A 25,988-nucleotide genomic window follows, 5' to 3' on the forward strand; every position below is an offset into this window, starting at 1 on the left:
CAGAACCCGGGATCAGGTCTGCGCGGTGTCTTTCTCACGCACAGTGCTCGTGTAGTCCCGAAGATCCACCGATTTCAATTGGTTCACGTACTGGGTCGCGAAACCGGGAAACATAGTGGCATTGAATCCTTCGTCGGTGAGATACCAACTCGAACATCCCGAGTTCCACGTGGTCTTCGACAGCCGACGCTGCAACTCGACGTTGTACGCATCTTCGACATCTTGACGAACATCGAGTGCCTTGAGGTCGCGCTCGAGAACGATCTTGATCGCTTGGGCGAGATAGTCGAGTTGCGCTTCCATGTACACAAGGGCGGAGCTGTGCCCCGGACCCGAGTTGGGTCCGAAGGTGAAATACAGGTTGGGATAACCGGATACCGCAATGCTCTTGTACGCACGCGCCCCGGATTTCCACTCCTGAGCGAGCACACGTCCGTCCCGGCCGATGATCGGGACCGGTGTTCCGGTCTTGCAAACGTCGAAGCCGGTGGCGAAGACGATGCAGTCGAATTGATGCTCGATCCCTTCGACCGTGCGAATGCCATGTGGCGCCAATCTCGCGATCGGCCAGGTCACGAGTGTGCAATTGTCTTGCTGGAGAGCCGGGTAATACTCGCTGGTCATCAGCAACCGCTTGCACCCTGCCCGAAAGTCGGGAGTGAGTTGTCGCCGCAACCACGGGTCCTTCACCTGCATGCGCAGATGAAGACGCCCGACTGTTTCCACCACCCTCGTCAACGGGGATTCCCACACCACCCCGAGAGCTACCGATTCGTGTCCCCAGTACCAAGCCCGACGCGCCAGAGTCTGGACGACCGGATGACGACGGTACAGATCCTTCGTGCGAGATCGGGTGCGTAGGTTTGCTCGCGGCAATGCCCATCCCGGTGTTCGTTGGAAAACCTTCACTGATCGTGCAGTTTTCACGAGTTCAGGGACGATCTGGACGCCACTGGCCCCAGTTCCGATCACTGCGACCCGCTTGTCGGTGAAGTCGTAGTCATGGTCCCAGCGAGCACTGTGAATCTTGTGTCCTTCGTAGCTCTCCAAACCCGGAACAGCGGGAAAGCTGACGTTCGCCAGCGGACCGGACGCCATGACGACGGTCCGGGCAATGACCGCTTCACGGCCCTCGAGCGCGATCGCCCAGACACCTGTCTGCTCGTCCCACTCGACGCCCGTGACGTTGCACCGAAACCGAATCTTCGGCTCGAGACCGAACTCTTTCACCATCGTTCGGATGTAGCCGAGGATCTCCGCGCTGGCCGAGTAGGTGTGCGACCAGTCCGGGTTCGGGGCGAAACTGTACGAGTACAGACGGGACGGAATGTCGCACGCAGCTCCCGGATACGTGTTGTCGCGCCACGTCCCGCCGACCTCCGTGCCGCGTTCGAGAACGACGAAGTCCTCGATACCGTTCTGCTTCAACCGAATCGCCGCTCCGATTCCTGCGAAACCTCCACCGATGATCGCCACTGACAGTGGCTCGGCAGTACTCATGCGAGTGGCTCGTACGTAAGTTCCTTGGCCCAGGTCGGCTCGGAATTTAGCCTGCTGCCGGAAAGTCGGCCAGTGACCTTGACCATCCGATCGGCAAGCAGATGGTAGGGATGGTTGCGATTGATGACCATGTTGCCGTGCCACTTCACCACCCGATACATCGGGACGCGGAGCGCGGCCGGACTCCGTTCGCCTACGTTCCTGAATCGCTTCATCGCGGTGTAGAGCCGTTCCTCGTTCACTCCCATGTCGACGATGTTGTCGCGCATCTTGTTCAGCAGCGGGATGTAGCGAAGTGTCCCGATGATCAACGCCGGATTCATCCAGGCGCCGACGGTTTCGACAACGAGCTTGCGCGTCGTCGAGTGCCCGAGCATCTCGATCACCGCAAAATCGACCGCCAGATGCCTGGACTCGTCTGCATTGATCTTCTTGAACACAGCCTGACAGACCGGATCCTCGATCTCGTCCATGATGAACTTGACCAGGGCTCCGTCGAGCGCCACCTCGAGCATCGGTATGACGGTCCCGAGAATCGAGAGCGACAAACCGTCGGAATGCTTGTCCAGCCAGTCGATGACGAGCTTGACGTTGATGTTGGGCTCGGGCATCTCGTCGCCGTCCAGCATTCCCCAACGACGCATCAGCGCGAGTTCGGCGTTGGCGTGCTTCTGTTCCTCGGCGTGGAAATGCCGATAGATGTCTCGGAGAGTTTCAGTCGGCGCCTTGAGAGCCATCGCAGCGAAGCCACGGGCACCGACGTTCTCGATCCACATCAGGTCCGACATGAACGGTTTCAGCTTCGCATGAAGCTCTGGACTGATCGTCTCGGCGCCCGGAGCATCCCAGTCGATGTCCACCAGAGCCCATTGGCGGTCCTTGATCTTGTGCAGCATGCCGTCGAAATCGAAGGACATGTCACGCTCCTTTCGTGCTCGGCGAGTTCGTCTCCGGCGCCGCCGAAGTTCCAGATGAACCCGACTTCTGTTTCGGTGCAAAGCGATTGAGAACTCCACAGCCCCAGGTGTATGCAACGGGTAGATACCGTTTGAGTCGCCAGATCACCTTCGCATCGAACTGCGGCACCACGTAGAGTCGACCCTTGTCGTAGGCGTCGAGAGTGGTGACGGCGATGCGCTCCGGCGAAAAGCCGGTTCGCCGCATCAACGCTTGCGCCAATTGTGTTGCTTCCGCGGTGATTCGGCCGTCGAGAGCAACATTTGTCTTGACGAAGGTCGGACACAGCACCGTCACCCGCACTCCCGTACCGGCAAGTTCAGCGGACAAGGTCTCCGAGAGCGACATCACGGCGGCTTTACCGACGTTGTAGGGCGCCATCAGTGGCGCAGCCGCAAACCCAGCAGCCGAGGCCACGTTGATGAATCCCCCGGCCCCGCTCGCACGCAGTTGTGGAGCGAATATCTCACAGCCGTGCACGACACCCCACAGATTGATCCCGAGTGCCCACTCCCAATCGTCGAAACCGATCTGGCCCACAGGTTTTCCACCGATACCGACCCCGGCGTTGTTGATCACCAGCGAAAGCGGACCCGCAAGTTCGAGTTCCGCGAACAACGCCAGGTCCTGAACCTGCTCACGAATTGACACATCGCATTTGACGGCGTGCGCGGTACCACCGATCTCATCGATGAGTGCCACTGTTTCCTTGGCCCGTTCCAGCGAGATATCCGCGCAGATCACCTCACCGCCTCTGCGCGCCAACTCCAACGAAAAGGCACGGCCGATTCCGCTGCCGGCGCCGGTCACCACTGCGCGGGCATTGTGGGACACCTTCGATCCGCGGTTCTTGGTCGGTTTCTTGGTCGGCACCGGTCGGCTCACCTTGAAGACGCTTCGACTGCTGTGTGTTTCTCCATCTCCAAAGAGTCATCCACAACCGTGCCAGTTGTCAATGGCCTAGAATTCGATGGCGGAATACGCGGCAGTCGAACCAGTACCCGGACTGCTCGAATGAAGTCTTTTGTCGACCGACCGTGATCTAAACGGGGTGCGCGGTCTTCCAGTGCTCGGCGATGTCGATGCGCCGCGCGATCCAGACCTTCTCGTGTGACTGCACGTGGTCCAGAAATCGCTCGAGAGCGGCCGCACGGGCAGGGCGGCCGACTATGCGGCAGTGCAACCCGATCGAGAGCATCTTGGGCGATCCGGCCGTCCCCTCCGCATACAGCACGTCGAAGGCATCGCGTAGGTGCGCAAAGAACTGATCACCGCTGGGAAATCCTGCGGGAGAGGCGAAACGCATGTCGTTGGTGTCAAGGGTGTACGGAACGACCAGGTGCTTCACCGATTCTGCGCCACGCGGAACGTCGACCCAGTACGGCAGATCGTCGGCGTACGAATCGGAGTCGTAGACGAAGCCGCCGTGCTCGACCACCAATTCGCGGGTGTTCGGTGAATCGCGCCCGGTGTACCAACCGAGGGGCGCCGAACCCGTCAGATCTCGCAGAATCTGCACTGCCTCGGCCATGTCTGCGCGTTCGCGCTCGATGTCCACGGATTGGTAAGACTTCCAACGTAATCCGTGGCACGCGATCTCGTGGCCCAACTCCTGAAAAGCACTGACTGCTTCGGGGTTCCGCTGCATCGCCCGCGCCACCGCAAAGACTGTGAGAGGCAGGTTTCGCCGCTCGAAGGTTCGCAGTACACGCCACAACCCGGCCCGGGAGCCGTACTCGTACAGCGATTCCATGCTCATGTGTCGATTCGGAAATGCCTCTGCCGGAGTCATTTCCGACAGAAATGTTTCCGAAGCCGCGTCCCCGTCCAGGACGTTGTTCTCGGCTCCCTCTTCGTAGTTGAGCACGAACTGAACCGCTATCCGCGCGTCGCCGGGCCAGTGCGGATGCGGCGGATGAGGGCCGTACCCCACCATGTCCCGGGGATAGTCGTCGCGCGGATAGTCGCTCATGCCAACAACTTTACCGTCAGCGCCCGGAGATCACAGCGCGAGCAGCGTCGGTGAGTACGCCGAAGACTCTCAGCCGCGCCAGGCCACCGTCCGGGAAGATGTCCAGACGAACATCGGTGACCTGGACTTCGGAATCGATCGGAAAGCGATGGCGCGTATCCGGACGCAGCGTCGTGCGCGGCAACAGTTCGATCCACTCCCCCTCCGACGTCCGCCCGGTCAGAGCACCCTCACCTGGACTGTTTCCGAGGAAGTACGAGGTGTCGATCTCGACGAAACTCAGTACGCCTTCACCCGCGAGTTGTACTTGCACCCAGTCGTTTCCGTTGTCGCGGCGCCTGGCGGTCTCCCACCCGTCACCCATCGAAGCAGCGCGTCCGGGAAACAGGATGTTCTGCGGTGAGCTGTAGAACATGTTGGAGCAATCGGTCACGCGGCCACCGTTTTCGAGTGCTGCGAGGTCCAACGGCCCGGCATCGAGGAAACGCGGGTCCGGCCGCGCTTCGCCGTGAACACGGAATCTTGCCACGCCGCCGTCCGGGTAAATGGTCAGCTTGACGTGCGTCCACCGCTGCTCCGACGCCACCGCGAACGGATTCTCCGAGTCACCATGCACGATCGAGCGCTCGACGATGGTTGTCCACTCACCGGATCCGGCCAGGTCGGCGGGATCCGGATACCCGTCGACCGAGATTGCTTCCACCGAGATCTCGGGCGGGTAATTGCCCTTGAACCACGCGGTGTCGACCACGACGCCTCGCACCACTCCGGGAACACCGAGTCGGACGATCGCCTCGTCATGGCCTGCCACCCGGCGGCGACGCGTCTCCCAACCGTCGTACACCTGCCCCTTGTGACCGAACGTCGCCGGCTGGTACCCGGCCTTGCCTGGGCGGATCAGGGCCTCACGCTCGGCAAACGCCTCGTCGTTCGCCCAGATGACGGCTCCGCCGAGGGTGCGCAGTGCGAGATCGGGCAGCAAGGTGAATTCGGTGGTGCTCATCGGTCAGTGTTCTCCTGTGATCGGTGTGGTGCGTCCTACGAGGTGACGGAGTGCGTTGGTGTCGGCGCTCGGGGCGAGCCGGAGAACTTCGGATTCCGGATAAGCCCCCGCGTCGAGCCCGCGCAGTACCACCGCTGCGAGCGCCTGGGCGGTTGCAGGTTCGTCCATCACGTCGCCACCTTGGCGCCCCAAGTACGACTGGATGCGCGGGGCAGCGGCGCCGAGCGCGTTGCGATAGAAGCCGAACGTGGCGAGCCAGCGGGTGACCAGATGCCCGGGGTGCATGTCCCACCCCTGGTAGTAACCGCGTTCCAGGGACCGCGTGACGAGGCGATGGTGCCGAGTGATCGCGTCGCGGATCGCCGTAACGCTCCCGACAGGCGCGACCTGAGTCGACCCGTCGCACACCCAGACGCCGGTCTGCGCGGCAGCAGCCAACATGACAGCCTTTGCGTGGTCTGCCACCGGATGTTCGAGCGACTGATGACGCGATGCAATTCCGCAAGCTGCACTGTAATCGTAAGTGCCGTAATGCAAACCGGTCAGACGACCGGCACCGCGATGGATGGCCTGAGCAACTGCCACCGTTCCGTCGGCCGCGATGACCGCCTGCGGGCTCTCGATCTGCAACTCGAACCGAAGCGAACCGAGCTCGAGTCCGTGCGCCTTCTCCAGCTCTTCGCAGAGCAACACCGTCGCCGTGACCTGCTCCACCGCGCGCAGTTTGGGAACGGTGAAGACAAATCCGTCCGGCACTCCGCCGGCCGCGTCGAGCACAAGCTCGAGCGTCCTGATCGAGCGCCGACGCTCACCGGCCGGCAACCCCTTGAACCTGATGCCACTCCAGTTCGGCCCGGCAGGATCAGCGCTGAGCGCGGCAAGCGTCTGTCCGGCCGACGTCGCTGCATCGTCTTCTTCTTCGTCGCTGCGGCGTCCGTACCCGTCCTCGAAATCGATCCGAAAGTCTTGGACCGGCTTGCGGCCGAGTTGAACTCGCACATCAGCGAGCGCATTCTCCGTGTCGAGATCGGCGAACACATGAGCATGGGAATCGAGAAGCGCGATCGCCTGCTCACCCCAGAGTCGAGGGGTGTCGACGGTTGCATCCGCGGCACTGACGTAAATCGTGTGCACGGGTTGGATCTCGTCACGGTTTCCCGGGTACTGCGCCGCGAGCCGCTCGTCCACCGGATCCAGAAGTCCGTCCAGACGATCGTGGACGGCGGCGGAGAGTCGGGATTCTGTCATCGGACGATCTTCTCAGAACGTCCGCGAGCCCGCAGGTTCTCACGCCGCCGATCCAATCCGAGTCAGCGGCCCCCGACGAACGGAACGTTGACGAAGCTCGGCCGGTCTGCAGCCAACTCGATGTGCTGCGGTTTGAGTTGGCTGTCGGCGAGCATCGGGCCGAGCGCCAGGTATCGCGGCACGCTGGCAGCGTAGACGTCGACGCGGAGCCGGTGCCCCGGTTGCAGCACTGCGTCCGTCGGGAGCATGTTGATGTCGACGGTGGTGACCTCACCGGGAACCACCGGCTGACGCGTGTCGATCGTCAGATAGTGGTGCGGTTCACTGTAGTCACCGTTGGCCGAGCGAGTGCTCTTCGAATCGTCGACTGCCCGCAGCGACGCAGTCAAAGCGCCGTTCGTGATCGGTGTCGATGTTCCGTCCGGTGCTACGTCGTTGACCGTCGCTGCCCAGAATCCGTCCGTCGCGTCCAAGACTGTCTCGAGATGGACGTTGATCGGGCCCGAGAGTGAGGTCGGCTCCGTCACTGCCTCACCGGTGAACGTCAGGCCCTCCGCTTCCTGGAATCGGGAATCCTTGGAACACGTCGCACCGAGCACCACGGAGATCCCGGCAGTTCCCTGAGTTCCGTCACCGGAGCAGAAGCCTCGCAGTCCTGGTGCGACTGTCAATCGCGCTGCGGCACTGGGCGGGTCATTCGTCAGCGAACCGTCATACGATGCGTGGGCGGCAGTACCGCTGGGCGCAGAGTTCAGATACATACGTTCGTAGCTCGCACCGGCTCGCGGGAACTGATCGTCCGTGATCCATCCGCCGCCTTGCTGGGACATCGTCACCGGACCGTAACGATCGATTCCGTTGTCGATGCCCTTGAGCCACTTGTCGAACCACGCACGTTCGAGTACGTCGAGGCGCGGTGGCGCACCGTCCTTGCCGAATCCTCCACCGGGAGTGACGTGATAGCCGTTCCCCATGATCAACTGCTTCTGCCCGGGCGGCAGATCGATTCCGTTGTAGATCCGCGGCTCACTGTTGGCGAAGATGTCGTGCCAACCGCCGTAGACCATCGTCGGAACGGCGATGTTGCCGACGTCAGCGGCTCGGTCCTGATAGAACTGCCCGTCTTGCGCGACTTGCAGAGTCGACGGCGACACGTCCTCGATTCTCTGAGCCGTCATCGCTTGCACCAGTTCGGGAATCAGCGTACCGGGATCCTCGAGGCGGCTCGCCAACCACAGGGGATCGAAGTTTCCTTGCAGGATGTCCTGAACGTTCGGGATGAGTTTGAGCCCGTTGACCGCGGTCAACCACAACGGCATGAACCCGACTCCGAGGCCGCCACCGGTTCCGACGATGTCGCGCAGCAGATCGTTGCCAGGTTCGACCGGGAAGATCGCCTTCAGTGCAGATGGATTGTTGCTCGCCGCCTGCACCGAGTTGATCGCGGAGTACGAGATGCCCGCCATCCCTACTTTCCCGTCGGACCATCCCTGCTTGCTCATCCAGTCGATGACCTCGACCGAATCCTGTTGCTCGCGCTTACCGAGCACGTCCCAATTACCTTGGGAGAAGCCGGTTCCACGAGCGTCGACCACTACCTGCGTGTATCCGTTCTGGACCAGATCACGGTTGACGCCGAGAACCCTGGCGCCTCCGCCGGCGATGACGCCCGTCAACTCCGACACGCCGTCGAACGGCGCCGCGAGGTCGAGCGAGTTCGCAACGTCCATCAGCGTCTCACCGACCTGCGGGATCGACAGAGCTGAATCCACCAGTGTGTCCAGCAGTTTCGTGTACGGCGTGATGTTGAGGACCGATGGCGTCTTCGATTCCACGGCCCGCCCGGATGCATCCGCCGGTCGGTACACATTCGCTTGCAGAACTGTGCCGTCACTCATCGTGATGGGCACGTCCCACTCGATCGAGACCCCCGGATACTGCGGCGTCGCCTCCGTTGCCGCGAGCCAGGCCTGCCCGTCCGACCCTCCCGTCGGATCCGCAGAAGCGACGGCGCTCGGCACCGCCAATCCCACGACGCACAGCCCCACCGCAATCGTTGTCGACCTTCGACGTAGAAGTCGTGTCCTCACGAAAACTCCAATTTTCTGTTGTGATGACCCAGCCCTGCCCCCACGACAGTGACCGGTGTCACGAACTTACCGGATAGTAACTTCCGTCCCATATGTCGTCAATAGGTCTGAATGCCGACCGGACGGCTAGCTTTGAAGATGTGTCACGATCACCGCTTCCCGTCCGCGACGGCCTGAACCCCAGTCGCATCCGTCAGCCCGACGACGGCATGTGGGCGACGACGCTCGACTATCTGCTCGAACGGTTTCCCCAGGACGCCGTCCGCCTACGGGAGAAAGTCGCAGCCGGGGAGGTCGTCGACGAGAAGGGTGTCGGAATCACCGAGACGAGCGCTTTTGCTCCCCGGCGGTTCGTCTACCTGTACCGCGACCCTCCCGTCGAAACGCGGGTGCCGTTCGAGATCGACATCCTCTACCGGGACGAGAACATCTTGGTCGTGGACAAACCGCATTTCCTGGCGAGCACCCCGCGCGGGCGATACATCGCCGAATCGGCGTTGGTGCGGTTGCGTCGGGATCTCGATCTGCCGGAGTTGAGTCCAGCGCATCGCCTCGACCGCGTCACGGCAGGACTGCTGCTGTTCACCGTGCATCAGGCGGCCCGGCGCGGCTATCAGACCATGTTCGCCGACCGCCGCGTCACCAAGGAATACGAGGCCATCGCGCGTTACGACGCGCAGGTGAGCACTCCCGTGGTCGTGCGCAGTCGCATCGTGAAAGAACGCGGCGTGCTCAAGGCCGCGGAGATCGAGGGCGAACCCAACAGCGAGTCGCGGATCGAACTGATCGAGACGCGAGACAGCTTCGCGCGGTACCGGTTGACTCCCCATACCGGCAAGACCCATCAACTTCGGCTGCACATGACCTCGCTCGGGCTCCCGATCCACGGCGACAACTTCTATCCCGACTTCTACGACGTTGCCGCGGAAGATTATTCGAACCCGCTGCGCCTGCTGTCGAAGGTTCTCGAGTTCGAGGATCCGAAGACCGGCCGGCTGCAACGGTTCGAAAGTCGGCGGACCCTGTCCTGGCCGGACGAATCAGGCCGTGGCGACTCGCCGTAGGGACCCCGGACCCTTCCACTGCGCCTCCGATACCGGGAGGATGGAAGCGCAGACCGCACCGCAAGAGGAGACCAGATGAGCAAGACCGCCGTCGTACCCGAAGCCGTACGGGAGATCGAGCGCAAGTACGAGGCGCCGGCCGAGCAGGAAGTTCCCGCCTTGGGCGGACTTCCCGGTGTTGTCGGCGAACCGGTCCACGACTCGATACAGCTCTCTGCCACCTACTTCGACACCGCGGACTACCGGTTGCTGGCCGAGAAGATCACGCTGCGCAAGCGTGAGGGTGGCGACGACGCGGGGTGGCACATGAAACTTCCCGCAGGCCAGGACACTCGAACCGAAATCCAACTTCCCCCGGACGAGAGCACCGATGTGCCCTCGCCGCTGTCGAGTCTGATCCGGGCGATCATTCGCGGTCACGATCTGGTGCCGGTCGCCCTGATCATCACCGATCGGGAGCGCACCAGGCTCAACGGCGAAAACGGTGTGCTGCTTGCCGAAGTGGTCTCCGACACCGTCATCGCCTGCAAGGCAGACGGTTCCGGAGAGTCCACGTGGCAGGAAGTCGAGGTCGAACAAGGCGCAGGCGGGCAAGAGCTGGCCGATGCAATCGAGTCGGTTCTACTGGACGCCGGGCTGGAGCGCTCTGCGAGTCCGTCCAAACTCAAACGAGCACTGGGCACGTCGGTCACACCGTACGCCGGTCACGAGGTCACCTCGGGCAAGGCGTCGAATCCGCGGATCTTGTTGCGTAATTACCTCATCGAACAATTGCGCGCACTGGTCGCCGCGGATCTCGGCACGCGTCGGGCCGACGACGAAGCCGTTCACGACTTCCGGGTTGCGGCACGTCGCATCCGCAGCGCTCTGCAGTCGTACGCCGGCCACTCCCCCAAGACCGACGATCTCATCACGGATCTGCGGTGGATCGGTGGAAAGTTCGGTGACGCCCGCGACGTCGAGGTCCAGTGGGAGCGTCTTGTGGAACGCCTCGGCGAAATCGACGAGATGCCCGAGCGAGAAGCTGTGCGAGCTCGAATCGACGAGTTCTTCTCTGCACGTGGTGAAACCGCCCAGGAAACAGCCCTCGAGGCGCTCGATTCCGAGCGATACACCACGCTGCTCGATCGCCTCGACGAGTACGTCGGCGACCTCGAATTCGACACCGCCACCCACCGCGTCGGAAAGAAGGCATCGGCACGAGAGTTGGCCCATACCCTGCGGCACCTGGCACACAAGGTCGGTAAGCGGGTCGATCACGTCTTCGATGCCGATAGCCGCACCGAGCGTGACGAGCGAATGCACCGCGCCCGCAAGGGAGCCAAGCGGATGAAGTACGCGATCGAGGTCATGGAACCCGTGTCGAAGAGCCGAGCGAAGCGTGCACTGAAGCATTTCAGCCACTTCCAGGATGTTCTCGGCGAGCACCAGGATTCCGTTGTCGCCCAACATCATCTACTTGCAATGGCAGCCGAGCAGGAGCATACCTCGCTCACCAGTTTCGGATTGGGCATGGCCTACCGACGAGAACTGGAAATAGCCGACGGGCAATCGACCCTGCTACGCAAGACGTGGAAGGAAGCCGTGAAGTCAGCATCGTCACTCTGGTGACGTCGCTGTAACCAGTCGACCGATCTCGATCATTTCAGAGGGAGTAGACATGAACACACTTGCAGGACACCAGGATGTCGTCGCCGGTATCGACGGATCCGAGGCCTCGACGGCGGCGGCCCGGTGGGCGGCCTCCGTCGCGAACGCGGTGAACTCACGACTGATTCTGGCGCACGCCCTGCCGCAAGAGGGCCCGATCTACAGTCCCGCTGCAGTGATGTTGCAGTCACAGTTCCTCAGCCAGATCCGCGAAGACGGCGAAGCGATCGTCGATGCCGCCGCCGCGGTGATTTCGGCCGAATTCCCCGAACTGACCATCGAATCCGAGATCGCGCCAGGGCCGGCGTCGACGCATATCCTCGAATCCTCGGGTACCGCACGCCTGATCGTGATGGGGTCGACCGGATCGGGTGCACTGCGCTCACGGCTGCTCGGATCGACCGCACTGAAGGTGGCCAATCATGCAACCTGTCCGGTCACCGTGTGGCGTGGTTCGGCGGAGAATCCCGGTCCGGATCAGCGTCCCGTCATCGTCGGAGTCGACGGAAGCGCGTTGAGCAAGAAGGCCGTCGAGTACGCGTTTCGTTATGCCGATCAGTTCGACGCGCCGCTCATCGCGGTCCACACCTGGCAGGGCTCGTCCACCTTCCGCGAAGGCGGAGCGGGAATCCTGATCGACTGGGAGGCTGTCGAGCAGGAGGAATCGGCGCTACTGGCGGAAAATCTAGCCGGTATGGCCGACCAGTACCCGGACGTGCCGGTCACCCGCATCAGTGAACCCGGTGCCGCTGCTCCCGTCATGCTCAAATACGCCGACGACGCACAGTTGATAGTTGTCGGAAGTCACGGCCGCAGTGCGATGGCGGGCGCCGTGATGGGCTCCACCAGCCAGAATCTGCTGCACCATGCGCCAGGGCCGGTCATGATCTGTCGCGCCTGAATTGCTGTGCGCCTTTATTAACCCCCCGCGGTCAATAAAGGCGCACAGCAGGGGTCAGGCGAGACCCGTGCCCACCAACTGACCTACTCCGTACGTCACGGCCATCGCCAGCGCGCCACCGATCACCACGCGTAGCACCGCTCTGGTCTTGCGAGCTCCGCCGAGCGTCGCGCTGATCGTCCCGGTCAGCGCAAGTGCGATCAGCACCGCGAAAAATGCGATGGGGACGCGGATGCCTGTCGGCGGCACCAGAATTGCGACCAACGGGATCGCCGCGCCGATCGTGAACGAGATTGCCGACGAAATCGCTGCATGCCACGGATTGGTGAGATCGTCTGGATCGATACCCAATTCGACTTCTACGTGCGCTGCGAAGGCGTCGTGCTCGGTTAATTCTTCGGCGACGCGGCGGGCCGTCTCCGGACTCAATCCCTTGTTCTCGTAGATCTCGGTCAGTTCCTGAAGTTCAGCCTCCGGGGTCTCGAGGAGTTCCTTCTTCTCCTTCTGCAGGAGTGCGCGTTCGGTATCCCGCTGAGCGCTGACCGAGACGTACTCGCCCAACGCCATGGACACAGCGCCGGCAACCAGTCCAGCAAAACCGGCTGTGAAGATTGCTGAGCGCTCGGTTGTGGCTGCCGCAACACCGACCACGAGGCCTGCGGTCGAGACGATTCCGTCGTTTGCACCCAGAACACCTGCACGCAGCCAGTTCAGGCGATTGTTCAAACTCGGTGCGTGAGGTTCCGATTCTCCACCGGGCGCCCCGTCGGTCAACTGCACACTGTCTCCGGACATGGCAACAGATTAGGACGATCAGTCCGGTTGCGATAGCAATCTGAGCCTGTCCTTCGCGCACTGATATATTCCGATTGGCACCCCAACCAAGCATTTGTTCGGTTTGGAATCGGCAGACATCTGGAGGCATTGTGAGCGCAGTACGCACCGCTTTTGTCAGCGGCGGAACCGGTGGAATCGGGTCGGCGATCGCCCTGACCCTTGCCGAACGCGGACACGACGTCGCCTTCACCTACCGAAACAACAAGGGCGCTGCCGAGCAACTGAGCGAGCAGATTCGAGCGCATGGCGTGCGCGCCCACTCGTACTCTCTCGACTTGACCGACGAGTTGTCGATCAGCGCCGCCGTCAACGATGCGGTCAGTGATCTGGGCACATTGACGACGCTGGTCCACGCTGCGGGACCGCACGTCCCGATGACGCACCTCTCACGTGTGACGCCGGCGTTCTTCACCGAACAACTCAACCAGGAGGCCGCGGCGTTCTTCACCCTCGTCCACACCGCCCTGCCTGCGCTGCGTGCATCCTCGGGTTCGGTGGTGGCGGTGACAACCGCGGCAACGGATCGCTTTCCCGTGCGCGACGGACTCTCCGCTGGCACCAAAGGGGCTGTCGAACAACTTGTTCGCGGATTCGCCGCAGAGGAAGGACGCTACGGCGTCCGGTTCAACGCTGTAGGACCAGGCATGTTGACGGACGGAATGGCGGAGCGCCTGATCAGCTCCGCCGAACTCGACCAGGGCGCGCTCGACGTGACGATGAGCCGAATCCCGTTGAAGCGCTTCGGATCAGCTGCCGACATCGCCGAAGCAGTATGTTTCCTCGCAAGCGACGCGGCCGGATTCATCAGCGGTCAGAAGCTCAACGTCGACGGTGGCTACACCGTCTGAGCGCTATCCGCCCAACTTGCGAAAGACCAGTCGCACGGCAAGTTCCAGGTGCGCCATCACCTCGTCCGTCGTCATCCGGCCCGCAACCCACGAGACGAGACTCGACATCCAGACGTCGTCGATCACCTTCACCGCGTCCAACTGCTGCTGCGAGACTTCCTCGACACCGATCGCCTTCGCGAACATCTCGGTCACGACCCCACCGAGCGCGTTGAGTTCCGGGGTCGCCGACGCGTCCGCGAACATGTACGCCCGAACCAACGCTTCGTAACGGAGGTGATCGGTCTCGAGGACCTCCGTATTCTTGCGCAGCACAAACAGAATTCGGTCCGACGGAGTCTCGCCCGGGATTACAAAGTCCTGGAATCTGTCACGCAAACCCTCGAACATCCACAACAATGCGACGACGAGCATGTGGTTCTTGGACGGGAAATACCGGTAAACAGTGCCGATCGCGACGCCGGCGCGATCGGCGACCGATCGCATCTGCACCGCGTCGTAGCCGCCTTCGGAGGCGGATTCCATTGCGGCGTCGACAATCCGGCGAAAACGCGCTCGCTGCGACGGCGTCGTACGACGTCCGGTCACCGAGCTACGTTCGACCACCGACTGGTCTGTCTTGTCGCCACCTGCCATGTCCACAACCCTTTTTAGACGTCGTTTTGCCGACTCCCAATGTAGCCGCCCAACGCAATTGTCGGGTGCATGACTGCCCGCTTCCGAAACTGCCCGCCAGTGGAACTGGCCCAGATCAGGAAGCGCGCCGCGGCCGATCGGATCGGCCGCGTCTACGTGGATCTTCCGACCAGTCGCGAGAGGGTGCGCGTCGGCCCGGAGCTGGAGTCCGGCGTCTGTCGGGTTGTGGTGCCCGTCGTTCCGGTCGGCGTTGCCCAGTTGGAGCAGGCTGGGCGCGGCGAGCTGGCGGCCTCCGTCGATCGGTCTGTGGCTTCTTGGCAATGCCGAACCGAGGCTTGCCGAAGACCAGCGGTATCCAACCGCGACCGCTGCTCTCGGCCGAGGCGACAGCCTCGGGCTCACGGAAGGCTGCGTGCGCGATGAGCCCGAACATCAGCAGGGTGGTGATCATCGACGTTCCGCCCGCCGAGATGAGCGGTAGTTGCAGACCGGTCACCGGAATCAGGCCGACGACGTAGGCGATGTTGATGAACGCCTGCACGACGATCAACGTCGTTGCCGTCGCTGTCATGACTTTGAGGAACGGATCAGTGGACCGTTTCGCGATCCGCAGCCCGACGATCAGAACCGCGGCAAAGAGAGCGACGACGATCAGCGCGCCGACCAGACCCAACTCTTCACCGATCACGGCAAAAATGAAGTCGTTGTGCGCCTGCGGGAGATAGCTCCATTTGGCGTCGGACTGTCCTAGACCGCGCCCGAAGATGCCTCCGTTCGCCAGTGCGTACTTGGCCTGAGTGCTCTGGAAGTTCAAACCCTGCGGGTCGAGATCAGGATTGAGGAAAGCCTTGATGCGATCCGAGCGGTAACCAGCAGTAAGCCCGAGCACGAGAAATGCGACTGCGGAACCGAGTGTGAGGCTGATGAATGTCTTCATCCGGAACAGCCCGAACCACAGCACCGACATGAAAATGATGCCGATGGTGATGGTGGTTCCGAGGTCCTTCTCCAACACCACCAGAACCAGAACCAGCAACGTCGTACCGCCGATCACCGGCAGCGCGCGGTTGACGTCCATCCGCGCCTTCATGAACGACGCAACCGTCGCTGCGGACCAGATCGCCAGAGCAAGTTTGGCCAGCTCCGACGGCTGGAAGGAAATGCCCGCGATCACGAACCAGCTGCGAGCACCCATCTGTTCCGAGCCGATACCTGGAATCAGCACCAGGACAAGCAGAACAAGACACAGGATCAGCAGCCATGGTGAGGCTCTACGCATCGTTTCGGTCGGCAACCGCACGACCGCCACGAACATCATCAAACCGATCGCTGCGAACATGCACTGGGGCCAGAAGCGGGCGTAGGACGTCCCGGACAGAACATAGGATTCGACGCCCGAAGACGACAGCACCATCAGCAGTCCGAACGCGACGATCAGCACGACCAGACCGACGATCATATGGAAATCGAACAGTGGCCGATTCGTCCACATCGCCGTTCGAGCGCGGAAGGGTGTCGATGTGCGGTCACGTTTGTCCGACGCTCCACGGGGTGAGTTAACTGGCTCTCCACTCCCGCGACCGTTGGGCTTGTCTTCACTGCGACCGGTCACCACACAAGTATCGTCCCACGACTCCTAACCCATGGGTAACACAAGTCCCATGAGTCACACGGGCTCGGCCTCCCGAGGTCCATGGAGACCCACGAAATACCAGGTCACGTCCTTCGCCGGCGTCGGTCTGCCACCGCCCCCGCCAACGAGAGCGTCAACATGACCACGCAGACGGCAAGCGCGATCCCGAACGCACGTCCGTATCCGTCGGGCGAGCATCCGAGTACACCGAGATACAACCCCGATACCGCGGCCAGCGAGATGGTCGCTGACAGGCGCTGAGACAGTTGAAGGAAACCCGCCGCAACACCGTTCGCGCCCGGCGGTGCATATTCGAGAGTCAGCACCCGATTGGGCGCGTCGACCAAACCGCTGGCAACTCCCGACAACACCGCCAGGACCACCAGCACCGGGATCAGATGTTCCCGCGGAATCAGATTGACCGCTGCGATGTACCCGAGGATGACAAGGATCTCGCCGACTATGGCAAAAACCACTGCACTTCGGCCGAACCTGGCAACCAGCCGCCATCCGAGAGCCGACGTCAATGCCATCGCGAGTGAGCTACCGGTCATGATCAACGCCGCACTCAGCGGGGCGAAGCCCAAACCTTCGATCAGATAGAGGCTGAGCACCGCGTTGACGGCGAGGATGGATCCGAACCAGAAGAGTGCAACCGTCGTACCCAGTCGGAAGCCCCGTGAGGCGATCAACGACGGAAGCAGTACCGGCGTCCCGCCGCGCTCGGCGTACCGACGTTCCCAGAACCAGAAGGCAACGGCAGCGCCGAACGCACCGATCAGGAAAGCCGCAGCCACAGTGACACTGGTCCGGGTCACGATGGGCCACAACAGGAGCCCGGTCGTAGTCGCCAGCAGACACAGCCCAACCGGATCGATCGATGCGCCCGATCGGGTAGTTCGATCACGGCGCAGAAAGCGAAACGCCAAAATCAGAGTGATCACGGCAAACGGCACGTTGAGAACGAGAAGCAACCGCCATCCGAAGTCGGCGTCGGAATACTTCAGCAGAACGCCACCGAGGATCGGTCCGGAAACGCCGGCCAGACCACCCGCGGTGCTGTACGCGCCCAACGCCTTCGCCCGAGCCTTTCCGGACACCCGGTCGGTGATGATGCCGAGCACCTGCGAACTGATGGTGCCTGCGCCGATCCCCTGCCCAAGACGAGCCAACACGATCATCGACGGATCCGACGCACATGCTCCGAGGATTCCCATCACAGCGAAAATGCTCAGCCCCGCCAAGAACAAGCGTCGACGCCCGACGACGTCACCGAGTCGGCCCGCCGGCACAAGGGCCAAGCCGAAAGTCAGCGAATAGCTCGCAAGGATCCACTGCACCTCGGAGGTCGACGCGCCCAGCGACGCCCGGATCGACGGAACCCCGATTCCGAGCACCGCCGAATCGAGAAGGGTGGTGAAACCCGCAGCTACGCAGACGACGATTTCCCAGCGGACGGCCGAACCGAGCTTGGTGGATTCGGCCGTCGCTGTGACTGTGTGGGACAGGACCCGTTACCCCGCAGCTTCAGACGTGGCCCGACGCGTGAGCGGCGGTCGCAACCCCAAGTGCTCTCGCAGCGTCGACGTGGAGTACTCGGTGCGGTACGCCCCACGCTCCTGCAGTTCCGGGATCAACCAGTCGACGATCTCGTCGAGCCCGGTCGGCACCAGGTACGGCGAGATGTTGAAGCCGTCCGAAGCTCCGTTGCGCACCCAATGGACCAACTGATCTGCGACCTGCCCCGGAGTGCCCGCAAAACCCGAACGCTGCGAGGTCTCGATAGCGACCTGACGTAGGGACAGATTCTTTGCCTCGGCAAGAGCACGCCATTCACGTGCGATCGCAATGGGGTCGTTGCCGTCCCGCGCGGAACCGCGCGTCTCCGAAACCGGGCGGGCAACCGGATCTTCCTCGGGGAGTGGACCGTCGGGGTCTCGATCGGAAAGGTCCTTACCCCACACCAGTCCGACGAGAGAGAGGGCAGTCTGACCGGTGAACTGGCCTTCGAGGACCCACCGTGCCTTCTCCTCGACTTCGGACTCGTTCTCCGCCAACACGATCTGCGTGCTGGGCAAGATCTTGACGTCGTCCTCCGGTCGCCCGGCTTTACGCAACCGAGCCCGAATGTCGTCGGCGAAGTCGAGCGCGCCGTCGAAATGAGTCCCGTGTCGCGAGAAGATGACGTCGGCATGGGTCGCCGCGAAATCGCGTCCACTCGGGGAATCACCCGCTTGGAAGATGACCGGATGCCCCTGGCGGCTTCGGGGAAGCGTCGGCGTCACGGAGATGTCGAACTGTGAAGTCCGCCTGCGCACGTCGCCGACGGCACCCGGAGTAGACCAGTTCTCGGACGTGCGAGAATCCGAGATCGCGTCGTCGGCCCACGAATCCCACAGTGCCCGTGCAGTTTCGATGAACTGCCCGGCACGCTCGTAACGCAGGGCGTGGTCGAGGAAACCACCGCGACGGAAATTCTCTCCCGTCCAAGCGTTGTCGGTGGTCACCGCATTCCAGCCGGCCCGTCCGTCGGAAAGTAGATCGAGGCCGGAGAGTCGACGGGCGAGGTCGGCCGGTTCGTTGTACGTGGTGTTCTGTGTCGCGACCAGCCCGATCTTGTCGGTGATACCGGCGAGGGCGGCCAACTGCGCAATGGCGTCGGGTCGGCCGGCGATATCCAGATCGAGAATCTTGCCGTTCTGTTCCCGAAGCCGCAGGCCTTCACCGAGGAAGAAGGCGTCGAACAGACCTCGCTCGGCGGTGAGTACCAACCGCCGAAACGTCTCGAAGTCGATCTGGGATCCGCTCGCGGAATCGGACCAGATGGTGGTGTGGTTGACCCCCTGGAAGAAGACACCGAAGTGAACGTGAGCGTCGGGTCGAGGTACGGCGGAGCGTGATGCAGTCATGGCCGAAATATCCTTAGCGCGAAGTCAAGTCAGGAGGAGTGGACGAATCGATTTGCGGGCCGCTGCAGACCGAGGTTGCCCCTCAGAGTCGATCCCGGAACCGGGCGTCGCGTCAACCCGGCCTTGGACAGCGTCGGAAGCACGAATTTGGCCAGCACCGGAAGGTCCTCGTCGATCACGAGAGCATGGAAATGAACACCGTCGAGGTGTCCGGCCAATTCCTTCAGAACCACGGCCGCTTCCCCCGGATCTGCAGCCAGGAGCAGTCGGCCGGTGACGACGGCATTCCCGTACGAGTTCAGCTCGGTCCTCCGCTGCGCCGCAGACAGATTCGGCGTATCGAATGCCACATCGACCTCGGCGAACACCAATGACGCGCCCTCATCGCGCGCCTTGGCAGCCGACTGTGCAATGGTCTCCACCGAATCACCGGAAACGAGAACAACATCCGGCTGGCGTGGATCGATTTCGCCGTAGCGGCCGAACACCACCAACTGGCCTTGAGGCGGCCGCGGAACGATTGCCGGCCCCTTCACCGAGAACGTGTCGCCCTCGAAATTGACGTAATGCAGACGATCACGCTCGAGGAAACGCCCACTGAGATAGTCACGAACGACGGCGTCGTCCTCCCACGAGTCCCAGAGATCGGTCACAACGGTGACCGAATCCCGCTGCTCTTGCTGACGCGCCGACTCCGTTGTTACCGGAGCCCTCCCCCACGCCCTCGCCGCGGCATCGTCTTCGACCGGAACAGCAAGCCAGCCGCCACGCCCACGCGAGGAGTAGTCCAACGTCGCCAATTGCGAGGACGTATGAAACGGTTCGGCGTACGTGGTCCCGACGACGGGGACCAGCCCGATCGTGCTGGTTGTCGCCGCCACGTACGACGCCCTCGAGACGGCATCGATGCGGCCGACGACGTCACCACTCGGGGGGAGGATGGAATCGTCGAACGTCGCGAACGTGAAGCCGGCATTCTCGGCAGCCGCGACGCGATCGCGCACGGCTTTGCCCGTGAGCAGCTGGTCCGGGCGGTGTGAGCTTCGGCGCCAGGCAGCGGGGTGAGTGCCCTCGCCGTCCAGTTCGATACCCACGGCAAATACAGTCATGTGTCCTCCATCGGTCCTGGCGGTAGCACCCACACTGCGGTTAGGTAGCGGGTTGCTGCGGCATCATCGAGCCAGGTCTCTCAGCCACTCTGGATGGTGGATGCAATCTATGCGGGCCACGCTGGGCAAGTCAAATCACGCTTGTCGAATCATATTGACCTACAACATATTTCAATACAATCATCCTGATCGAAAGGGTTGCGCAACGCTAGCCGACGTAGACACGAAAGAGCCCCGCCCGACTCGCGTCGGACGGAGCTCTCGGTGTGCGCTGGAACGCTACTTCGCGCCCATCCATGCCTGATCGAACAGCATGATGCCGGTTGCAGTCGGAACCACACCGTGCACGTTCTTCTGCCAAGCCCAGAACGACGTCAGCCCGCCGATCGGCGCCGACGGAACCGTCTCGTTCCACAGCGTCTGAATTTTGCCGATGATCGCCAGGGTCGACGAATTGTCCTTGGCCTGTTGTAGATCTGCGATCAGCTGATCCATCGCCGGGTTCGCATATCCAGCAGTATTCGCCATCGAGGTGCTGTTGGTCGTGGAGAACAATCCGAGATCGAGAATCGACTCGTACATTCCGATGCCCGCGTGCGCGAGGTCGAAATCGTGCTTGACGTAGACGTTCTGCACGATGTCGCCGGCGTTGTTGGCCAAGATCAAGTTCACCTCGAACCCGACGGCCTGCAACAGTGACTGCACGGCGAGGCCGATCGCGTGGTCCTTCGGCTCACTGAGAACGACGTAGTCGAGGCTGCCGTCGTACCCGTCTGCCTTTGCCTGATTCAGAAGTTCCTTCGACTTTTCGGGGTCGTAGGCAATACCCGGTGTGTCTACATGCCATTGCGACGTCGGACCGAACAACTCCGAGCCCGGCAATCCCTCACCGTTTTCCACTCGCTGATCGATCAACGTGGTGTCCAGCGCGTAGCCGATGGCCTGGCGAACGCGAACATCCGAGCCCGGTCGGCCTTCACGGTTGTTGACGATCTCGGCACTGCCGGCATTGAGCACGTCGATGTAGCCGGGGTAACCAGCGGACTTGGCAGAATTGATCGCCGACGTGAGGCCGCGAATGTAGGCGACATCGAGCTGACCGCTGTTCAATGATTCGAGATTGGCCTGCGGGCCGTTGAGCGCAACCATCCGCAACTTGTCCAGCTTGGGAGCGCCGCCGTAGTAGGACGGGTTGGCTTTGAAGATTCGCTCGACGCTCGGTGTGAAGACATCTTCGGTGAAAGGTCCGGCTCCGACGGCGGTGAACTTGTCGCCTTGCTGCGAACTCGGGGCGACGATCATCCCGTGCCCGAGTGCGAGCATCGACGGAAAGCGCATCCACGGCGTCTTCAGCTTGAATTCCACCGTCGTCGGACCGCTTGCCTGCGCCGATTCCACCGAAGCCAGCCACAGTTCGGCGCCATTGCCCTTGCCCGCGTTGTACCGATCGATGCTCGCGATCACGGCGTTGGCGTCGAGGGTGGTGCCGTCACTGAACTTCACACCGTCGCGAAGTTTCAGCGTCCAGGTGGCTCCGTCGTCAGCTGTCTCGAGCGATTGAGCCAACTTGGGCTCGAACTCGCCGCTCGCAGTGTCGTAACTCATCAGGACGTCGTACACAGCAGCGAAGGCCTCACCGCCGGAACCGCCGCGCGCGGCCGTCTTCGTCGGGTCGAGTGAGGGAACGAGCACCTGTACGCCGTACGTCATGGTCCCGCCGGCCACCGCAGTTCCCGGATCGGGCTGCTCGTTGACCATGCCGGTCACGACGTCCGCCGACGCGGTCGTCGTATCGGTCCCGCTGTCGTCACCGTTGCTCGCGCAGCCCACCAACAGAACCCCGGTGCCGAACAATGCGACGGCGACCCGGCTGACTTTCCCGATGCGCCAAGATCTCGAGTGCGACACGGAGATTCCACCTCACTTTCAGTAGACGCAGCCACGGATCGGCCGCAATCGGCTAATAGTGATGTCCTCTGTGGAGTGACGCCCAGCACGTTCCCGGTGACCGGAAACATTCACGGAGACAAAGGATGCGCATAACTGAGATGATCGGGCCGAGTGGTTGACGGCGACTGACATCCGAATACGAAAAAGCTCCAACCTTATGTTCGAAGAACATGAGATTGGAGCTTGTCGAAAAGAATTATGGTGGCCAGGGCCGGGATCGAACCGGCGACCTTCCGCTTTTCAGGCGGACGCTCGTACCAACTGAGCTACCTGGCCGGACGGCACCCGAACCGAATGCCTATCGCATTGCTTTGTTCTCAACCGATTGATTGAGAACAAAGCTTTGCGACCCTGACGGGACTCGAACCCGCGACCTCCGCCGTGACAGGGCGGCGCGCTAACCAACTGCGCCACAGGGCCTTGCTTTTTCCTTGCTGTGAAACCGTACTACATCTTCGAGCCGCTCCCAAACCACTGTCCTGGCCTGGCATTTGTGCATCTCAAAGCGTGTCGTGCGGGTCAAACCATACTGCATCGTTTCGCCTTCGCAAAACGTACCCCCTACGGGATTCGAACCCGCGCTACCGCCTTGAAAGGGCGGCGTCCTAGGCCGCTAGACGAAGGGGGCCCGCCGGATCTCTCCGAACTAGTACCCCAACGGCGTTCCGTTGGGAGCTTGGATAGCTTATGGCACGGCATTCGGAAATCACAAATCGCCTGTTCACGGGCAGAAAAGTGCACTATTCAGTGTCAGGGAACTCGACTTGGGGCCACCCGTCACGATGGAACGTCTCCAACCACTGCGGCGTAGCCATGGCTTCGAGGACTACTTCGAGAGACTCCTCGAACCACTCGCCCAGATCTCCACTGGAGGCAATCAGGTCTGCCATGTACCGCTGACCGGCAAGGCTCGCTGCCAGTACACGCGTGAATTTGTCCGGGTCGGCGTCCTCTCGGAGCAAACCGTCGTCCTTGGCACGCAATGCCAACTCATAGGCGGTCTTTCCCCAGACCTGCCCACCACCGGACTGCACATCCTTGTAGAACTCGGGCTCGATGATCAGCCGGAATTCCGCCTGCACGATTACCTCGGCACGGAAGACCTCGGCAATGTCGAGCACGAGACCGTGCAAAGCGACGAATGGATCGAGGTCTGTTCTCTTGGCCCAACGATCAGTAATTCCAGTGAAGGTTTCGATAGCCGAGGTCAGAACCGCTCGCGCCAACTCTTCCTTGGACTGGAAATGGAAATACATGGCGCCTTTGGTGGCGCGGGAGCCCTCGAGGATCGTGTTCACCGACGCAGCTGCATAGCCGCGCTTGGCGAATTCGACTGCAGCCGCTTCGACCAGGGCGGCGCGGGTACGCCGCGCACGCTCTTGTTGACGTGCCATTTACGGTGTTGTGCCTCTCGCAGAGTTGGTACGCAGAGCCGCCGTGATCGGCGCCTGTCATCCCCCGAAACTTCACAATATCCCCTCCAACACACCCTACGTAAGGACTAGAGCCATACCCGCCAAAAGTACTAGACGCAATCGGCTGTTCAGGGGACAAGAACCGACTTTATGCCCAAAAGACACCAAGTGGTATGGTTTTGGCCGCTCGGGTGCGCCGCAGGGGGTGCGCATCCGAGCTTTTTCGTGCCCGAGATTCTGATAATTCGACCTCGCAGACGGAACTGCTTCGCCGACCGATGGACAGCAGTCCCAAGGTTTTAAACAACTAGTGCAATTGTTTATTCCCCCTTTTCCGTCGAAACCGTGCTGGCAGCATCGAAACAACACAGTTAGACTGTCTAAATGAACGTTGGAGAGGGTCGCAGCAAGGCTCGAGACGAGATCGACGTACTTTGGGACGATCTGGGTGCCTTCGTCCGACGTCTACGCACCAAACGCAACGACCACAAGCTCACGCCGAGCCAGATCCAGGCCCTCGGCCACCTCGACCGACAAGGTCCGTCGACCGCCAAAGAGTTGGCAAAATTCGAGCGCGTCACACCGCAATCAATCGCAAAGACCGTGGCGGCGCTCGAAGAACAGGGCATGGTGACGCGAAGGGCGGATCCATCGGACGGCCGCGCGGTCTTGGTCACGATGACCGAACTCGGCACATCGACCCTTCACGAAGACCGAACGAAACGAACAGAGTGGCTGGCTGAGGTCATCGACGCCGAGTGCACCGAAGCCGAGCGTGACTTGCTTCTGATCGCCGGCCGAATCCTGCGCAGACTAGGCCAGGGCGAGTCCCCAGCATCGACATCGATATCAGAGGAGTCACTGATGAACTCGTGACCACCGTCGTCGAAACGCCGACCCCCCAAACTCCCGTTCCACTGAAACTGAGTCTTGCTCTCGGCTCCGGAACCGTTCTTCAAGCGCTGAACTCGTCGATGATTGCCGTGGCAATCGTCCCGATCGCCACATACTTCGGTTCCAGTTCAGGCACAGCGTGGGTCATCTCGGCCCTCTACATCGCGACTGCGGTCACGGCGCCGGCGGCTGGTCGACTCGGATCGATCCTCGGCGCCAAACGCGTCTACCTCGCCGGATTGGGCCTGATCGCTGCCGGATCGATCCTCGGCTCGCTCGCCCCGTCGCTGGGCTGGCTGATCGCCGCACGAATCCTGCTCGGAATCGGCACGGCGACACAGTATCCGAACGCAATGACCGTCATCCGCGAATACGCTGACCGCCACCGGACTCAAACCCGTTCAGCTATAGCAACACTCACCATTTGCGCTCAATCGGTCGTCGCGCTGGGGCCCACTCTCGGCGGGTTGTTGGTCGGCACACTCGGTTGGCAATCGATCATGTGGGTGAACCTCCCACTTGTCGTCGTCACTGCCGTATGGGTCTTCTTCGCCGCCCCGAGCGACTCCGCCCTGCCCGACCGGGCCGGCGCCGCTGCGTTGTTCAAATCTCTCGACCCACTGGGCATCACCCTGTTTCTCGCTCTGACGACATCGACGATGCTCTTTCTCCTCTCTCTCGCCGAGCACGCGAAGTGGTACCTCGTCCCGTCGACGGCCCTCTTCGCGTTCCTGTTCGTCTGGTGGGAACGTCGAACGGCCTCGGCGTTCATCGACGTCCGCGCCGTCGTCCGAAACCGCGCACTGAGCATGACTCTCGGCCGGACCCTGCTGACTTACACAGCGTTCTACTGCATCTTCTTCGGACTCCCCCAGTGGCTACAGGTAGCCCGCGGAATGTCACCGATCAGCGCCGGGGTCTTCATGCTGCCTGTCGCTGCGGTCGGGATCTTCGCGACCATGTCCGCGTCCAGGGTGTACGGGAAATTCGGCGCACGGATCACCTTGCTGATCGGCACCGCGGCCTTGGCCGTCGGCGGCGTTCTGATCGCCTTTGTCGAATCGAGCTCGACTCCCCTAGTGGCACTCCTGCTGATTGCGGCGATCCTGGGCATTCCCAACGGCTTCAACAACATGGGAAACCAGAACCTGATCAACTCGGTGACCACCTCCGCCGACGTCGGGACGGCGATCGGTCTGTACCGAACAATCCAGTACATCGGCGCCAACCTTGCTGCCGTCGTCATCGAGTTGACCATGCGCGGAACCATCGACGACGCGGGTCTGCATCGCACGGGCGGGACCATCGCCGTCATCGGAATCGCCCTTCTGGTGGGGGTGGTGTTTTCACGGACTCTGCGGTCCCGTTAGAC

Annotated in this window: 21 protein-coding genes, 3 tRNA genes and 1 riboswitch; of the genes, 6 read left to right on the top strand and 18 right to left on the bottom strand. The window is 62.0% G+C overall.

What is annotated here, in order from left to right; translation table 11 throughout:
- Nucleotides 1-12: 12 nt before the first annotated feature.
- From ACVZUB_RS23640 to ACVZUB_RS23670, 7 genes are all read right to left on the bottom strand, one after another.
- On the bottom strand, nucleotides 13-1,500 hold the full coding sequence (locus tag ACVZUB_RS23640) for a flavin-containing monooxygenase (protein ID WP_007733920.1): 1,488 nt from the start codon (nucleotides 1,498-1,500) through the stop codon (nucleotides 13-15).
- The gene (locus tag ACVZUB_RS23645; protein WP_003939862.1) at nucleotides 1,497-2,417 is read right to left on the bottom strand and encodes a hypothetical protein; all 921 of its coding nucleotides are present in this window, start codon (nucleotides 2,415-2,417) and stop codon (nucleotides 1,497-1,499) included. Before ACVZUB_RS23645 ends, ACVZUB_RS23640 begins: the two co-directional genes overlap by 4 nt.
- A gap of 1 nt (nucleotide 2,418) precedes the next feature.
- Nucleotides 2,419-3,330: an SDR family NAD(P)-dependent oxidoreductase gene (locus tag ACVZUB_RS23650; RefSeq protein ID WP_007733918.1), complete on the bottom strand. Its 912-nt coding sequence runs from the start codon at nucleotides 3,328-3,330 to the stop codon at nucleotides 2,419-2,421.
- Between the two features lie 169 nt (nucleotides 3,331-3,499).
- Nucleotides 3,500-4,429, bottom strand: a complete 930-nt coding sequence (gene puuE / locus ACVZUB_RS23655; RefSeq protein ID WP_003940421.1) for an allantoinase PuuE — start codon at nucleotides 4,427-4,429, stop codon at nucleotides 3,500-3,502.
- Nucleotides 4,430-4,445: 16 nt separating this feature from the next.
- Nucleotides 4,446-5,432, bottom strand: coding sequence for an allantoicase (gene alc, locus ACVZUB_RS23660; protein ID WP_081558344.1), 987 nt, complete (start codon nucleotides 5,430-5,432; stop codon nucleotides 4,446-4,448).
- A gap of 3 nt (nucleotides 5,433-5,435) precedes the next feature.
- Complete coding sequence (locus ACVZUB_RS23665) at nucleotides 5,436-6,680, bottom strand: DUF6986 family protein (RefSeq protein ID WP_054780992.1); 1,245 nt, start codon at nucleotides 6,678-6,680, stop codon at nucleotides 5,436-5,438.
- A gap of 62 nt (nucleotides 6,681-6,742) precedes the next feature.
- A complete protein-coding gene (locus ACVZUB_RS23670) occupies nucleotides 6,743-8,770 on the bottom strand; it encodes a CocE/NonD family hydrolase (protein ID WP_312637951.1) in 2,028 nt (675 codons plus the stop codon).
- 140 nt (nucleotides 8,771-8,910) lie between these two features.
- Here ACVZUB_RS23670 and ACVZUB_RS23675 point away from each other — a divergent pair, with 140 nt between their 5' ends.
- The 3 genes from ACVZUB_RS23675 (at nucleotide 8,911) to ACVZUB_RS23685 (ending at nucleotide 12,385) form a co-directional block, all read left to right on the top strand.
- Nucleotides 8,911-9,834, top strand: coding sequence for a pseudouridine synthase (locus ACVZUB_RS23675; RefSeq protein WP_312637950.1), 924 nt, complete (start codon nucleotides 8,911-8,913; stop codon nucleotides 9,832-9,834).
- A 75-nt stretch (nucleotides 9,835-9,909) separates the two neighbouring features.
- Nucleotides 9,910-11,445, top strand: coding sequence for a CYTH and CHAD domain-containing protein (locus ACVZUB_RS23680; RefSeq protein WP_007733905.1), 1,536 nt, complete (start codon nucleotides 9,910-9,912; stop codon nucleotides 11,443-11,445).
- A gap of 49 nt (nucleotides 11,446-11,494) precedes the next feature.
- Nucleotides 11,495-12,385 carry a universal stress protein gene (locus ACVZUB_RS23685; RefSeq protein ID WP_063315860.1) on the top strand — a complete coding sequence of 297 codons (891 nt, stop codon included), beginning with the start codon at nucleotides 11,495-11,497 and terminating at the stop codon, nucleotides 12,383-12,385.
- 54 nt (nucleotides 12,386-12,439) lie between these two features.
- Here the strand turns inward: ACVZUB_RS23685 and ACVZUB_RS23690 are convergent, their stop codons facing one another.
- Nucleotides 12,440-13,180, bottom strand: a complete 741-nt coding sequence (locus ACVZUB_RS23690; RefSeq protein WP_007733901.1) for a VIT1/CCC1 transporter family protein — start codon at nucleotides 13,178-13,180, stop codon at nucleotides 12,440-12,442.
- Nucleotides 13,181-13,311: 131 nt separating this feature from the next.
- On the opposite strand from ACVZUB_RS23690, the gene ACVZUB_RS23695 reads away from it, so the two are divergent.
- On the top strand, nucleotides 13,312-14,070 hold the full coding sequence (locus ACVZUB_RS23695; protein WP_341513723.1) for an SDR family NAD(P)-dependent oxidoreductase: 759 nt from the start codon (nucleotides 13,312-13,314) through the stop codon (nucleotides 14,068-14,070).
- Between the two features lie 3 nt (nucleotides 14,071-14,073).
- Here the strand turns inward: ACVZUB_RS23695 and ACVZUB_RS23700 are convergent, their stop codons facing one another.
- From ACVZUB_RS23700 to ACVZUB_RS23745, 10 genes are all read right to left on the bottom strand, one after another.
- Entirely contained in the window at nucleotides 14,074-14,706 is a 633-nt protein-coding gene (locus ACVZUB_RS23700; protein WP_422662720.1) for a TetR family transcriptional regulator, read from the bottom strand.
- A 115-nt stretch (nucleotides 14,707-14,821) separates the two neighbouring features.
- Nucleotides 14,822-16,198, bottom strand: coding sequence for a putative lipid II flippase FtsW (gene ftsW / locus ACVZUB_RS23705; RefSeq protein WP_434738604.1), 1,377 nt, complete (start codon nucleotides 16,196-16,198; stop codon nucleotides 14,822-14,824).
- Nucleotides 16,199-16,422: 224 nt separating this feature from the next.
- Entirely contained in the window at nucleotides 16,423-17,784 is a 1,362-nt protein-coding gene (locus ACVZUB_RS23710; protein WP_482628549.1) for an MFS transporter, read from the bottom strand.
- 69 nt (nucleotides 17,785-17,853) lie between these two features.
- Nucleotides 17,854-19,248 carry an NtaA/DmoA family FMN-dependent monooxygenase gene (locus ACVZUB_RS23715; RefSeq protein WP_054780994.1) on the bottom strand — a complete coding sequence of 465 codons (1,395 nt, stop codon included), beginning with the start codon at nucleotides 19,246-19,248 and terminating at the stop codon, nucleotides 17,854-17,856.
- 29 nt (nucleotides 19,249-19,277) lie between these two features.
- Complete coding sequence (locus tag ACVZUB_RS23720) at nucleotides 19,278-20,357, bottom strand: LLM class flavin-dependent oxidoreductase (RefSeq protein ID WP_312637944.1); 1,080 nt, start codon at nucleotides 20,355-20,357, stop codon at nucleotides 19,278-19,280.
- 4 nt (nucleotides 20,358-20,361) lie between these two features.
- Nucleotides 20,362-20,457: riboswitch (SAM riboswitch) on the bottom strand.
- 179 nt (nucleotides 20,458-20,636) lie between these two features.
- Entirely contained in the window at nucleotides 20,637-22,265 is a 1,629-nt protein-coding gene (locus ACVZUB_RS23725; RefSeq protein WP_165639053.1) for an ABC transporter substrate-binding protein, read from the bottom strand.
- A 241-nt stretch (nucleotides 22,266-22,506) separates the two neighbouring features.
- Nucleotides 22,507-22,583: transfer RNA gene (locus ACVZUB_RS23730), tRNA-Phe, on the bottom strand.
- 70 nt (nucleotides 22,584-22,653) lie between these two features.
- A tRNA-Asp gene (locus tag ACVZUB_RS23735) sits at nucleotides 22,654-22,727 on the bottom strand.
- A gap of 135 nt (nucleotides 22,728-22,862) precedes the next feature.
- Nucleotides 22,863-22,935 (bottom strand) — tRNA-Glu (locus ACVZUB_RS23740).
- A 112-nt stretch (nucleotides 22,936-23,047) separates the two neighbouring features.
- Nucleotides 23,048-23,701 carry a TetR/AcrR family transcriptional regulator gene (locus ACVZUB_RS23745; protein ID WP_003940323.1) on the bottom strand — a complete coding sequence of 218 codons (654 nt, stop codon included), beginning with the start codon at nucleotides 23,699-23,701 and terminating at the stop codon, nucleotides 23,048-23,050.
- A 405-nt stretch (nucleotides 23,702-24,106) separates the two neighbouring features.
- On the opposite strand from ACVZUB_RS23745, the gene ACVZUB_RS23750 reads away from it, so the two are divergent.
- Nucleotides 24,107-24,598, top strand: a complete 492-nt coding sequence (locus tag ACVZUB_RS23750) for a MarR family winged helix-turn-helix transcriptional regulator (protein ID WP_007733882.1) — start codon at nucleotides 24,107-24,109, stop codon at nucleotides 24,596-24,598.
- Nucleotides 24,595-25,986, top strand: a complete 1,392-nt coding sequence (locus ACVZUB_RS23755; RefSeq protein ID WP_054780995.1) for an MFS transporter — start codon at nucleotides 24,595-24,597, stop codon at nucleotides 25,984-25,986. The genes ACVZUB_RS23750 and ACVZUB_RS23755 overlap by 4 nt, the downstream gene beginning before the upstream one ends.
- Nucleotides 25,987-25,988 lie beyond the last annotated feature (2 nt).

Source organism: Rhodococcus sp. OS5 (genome assembly GCF_056837585.1).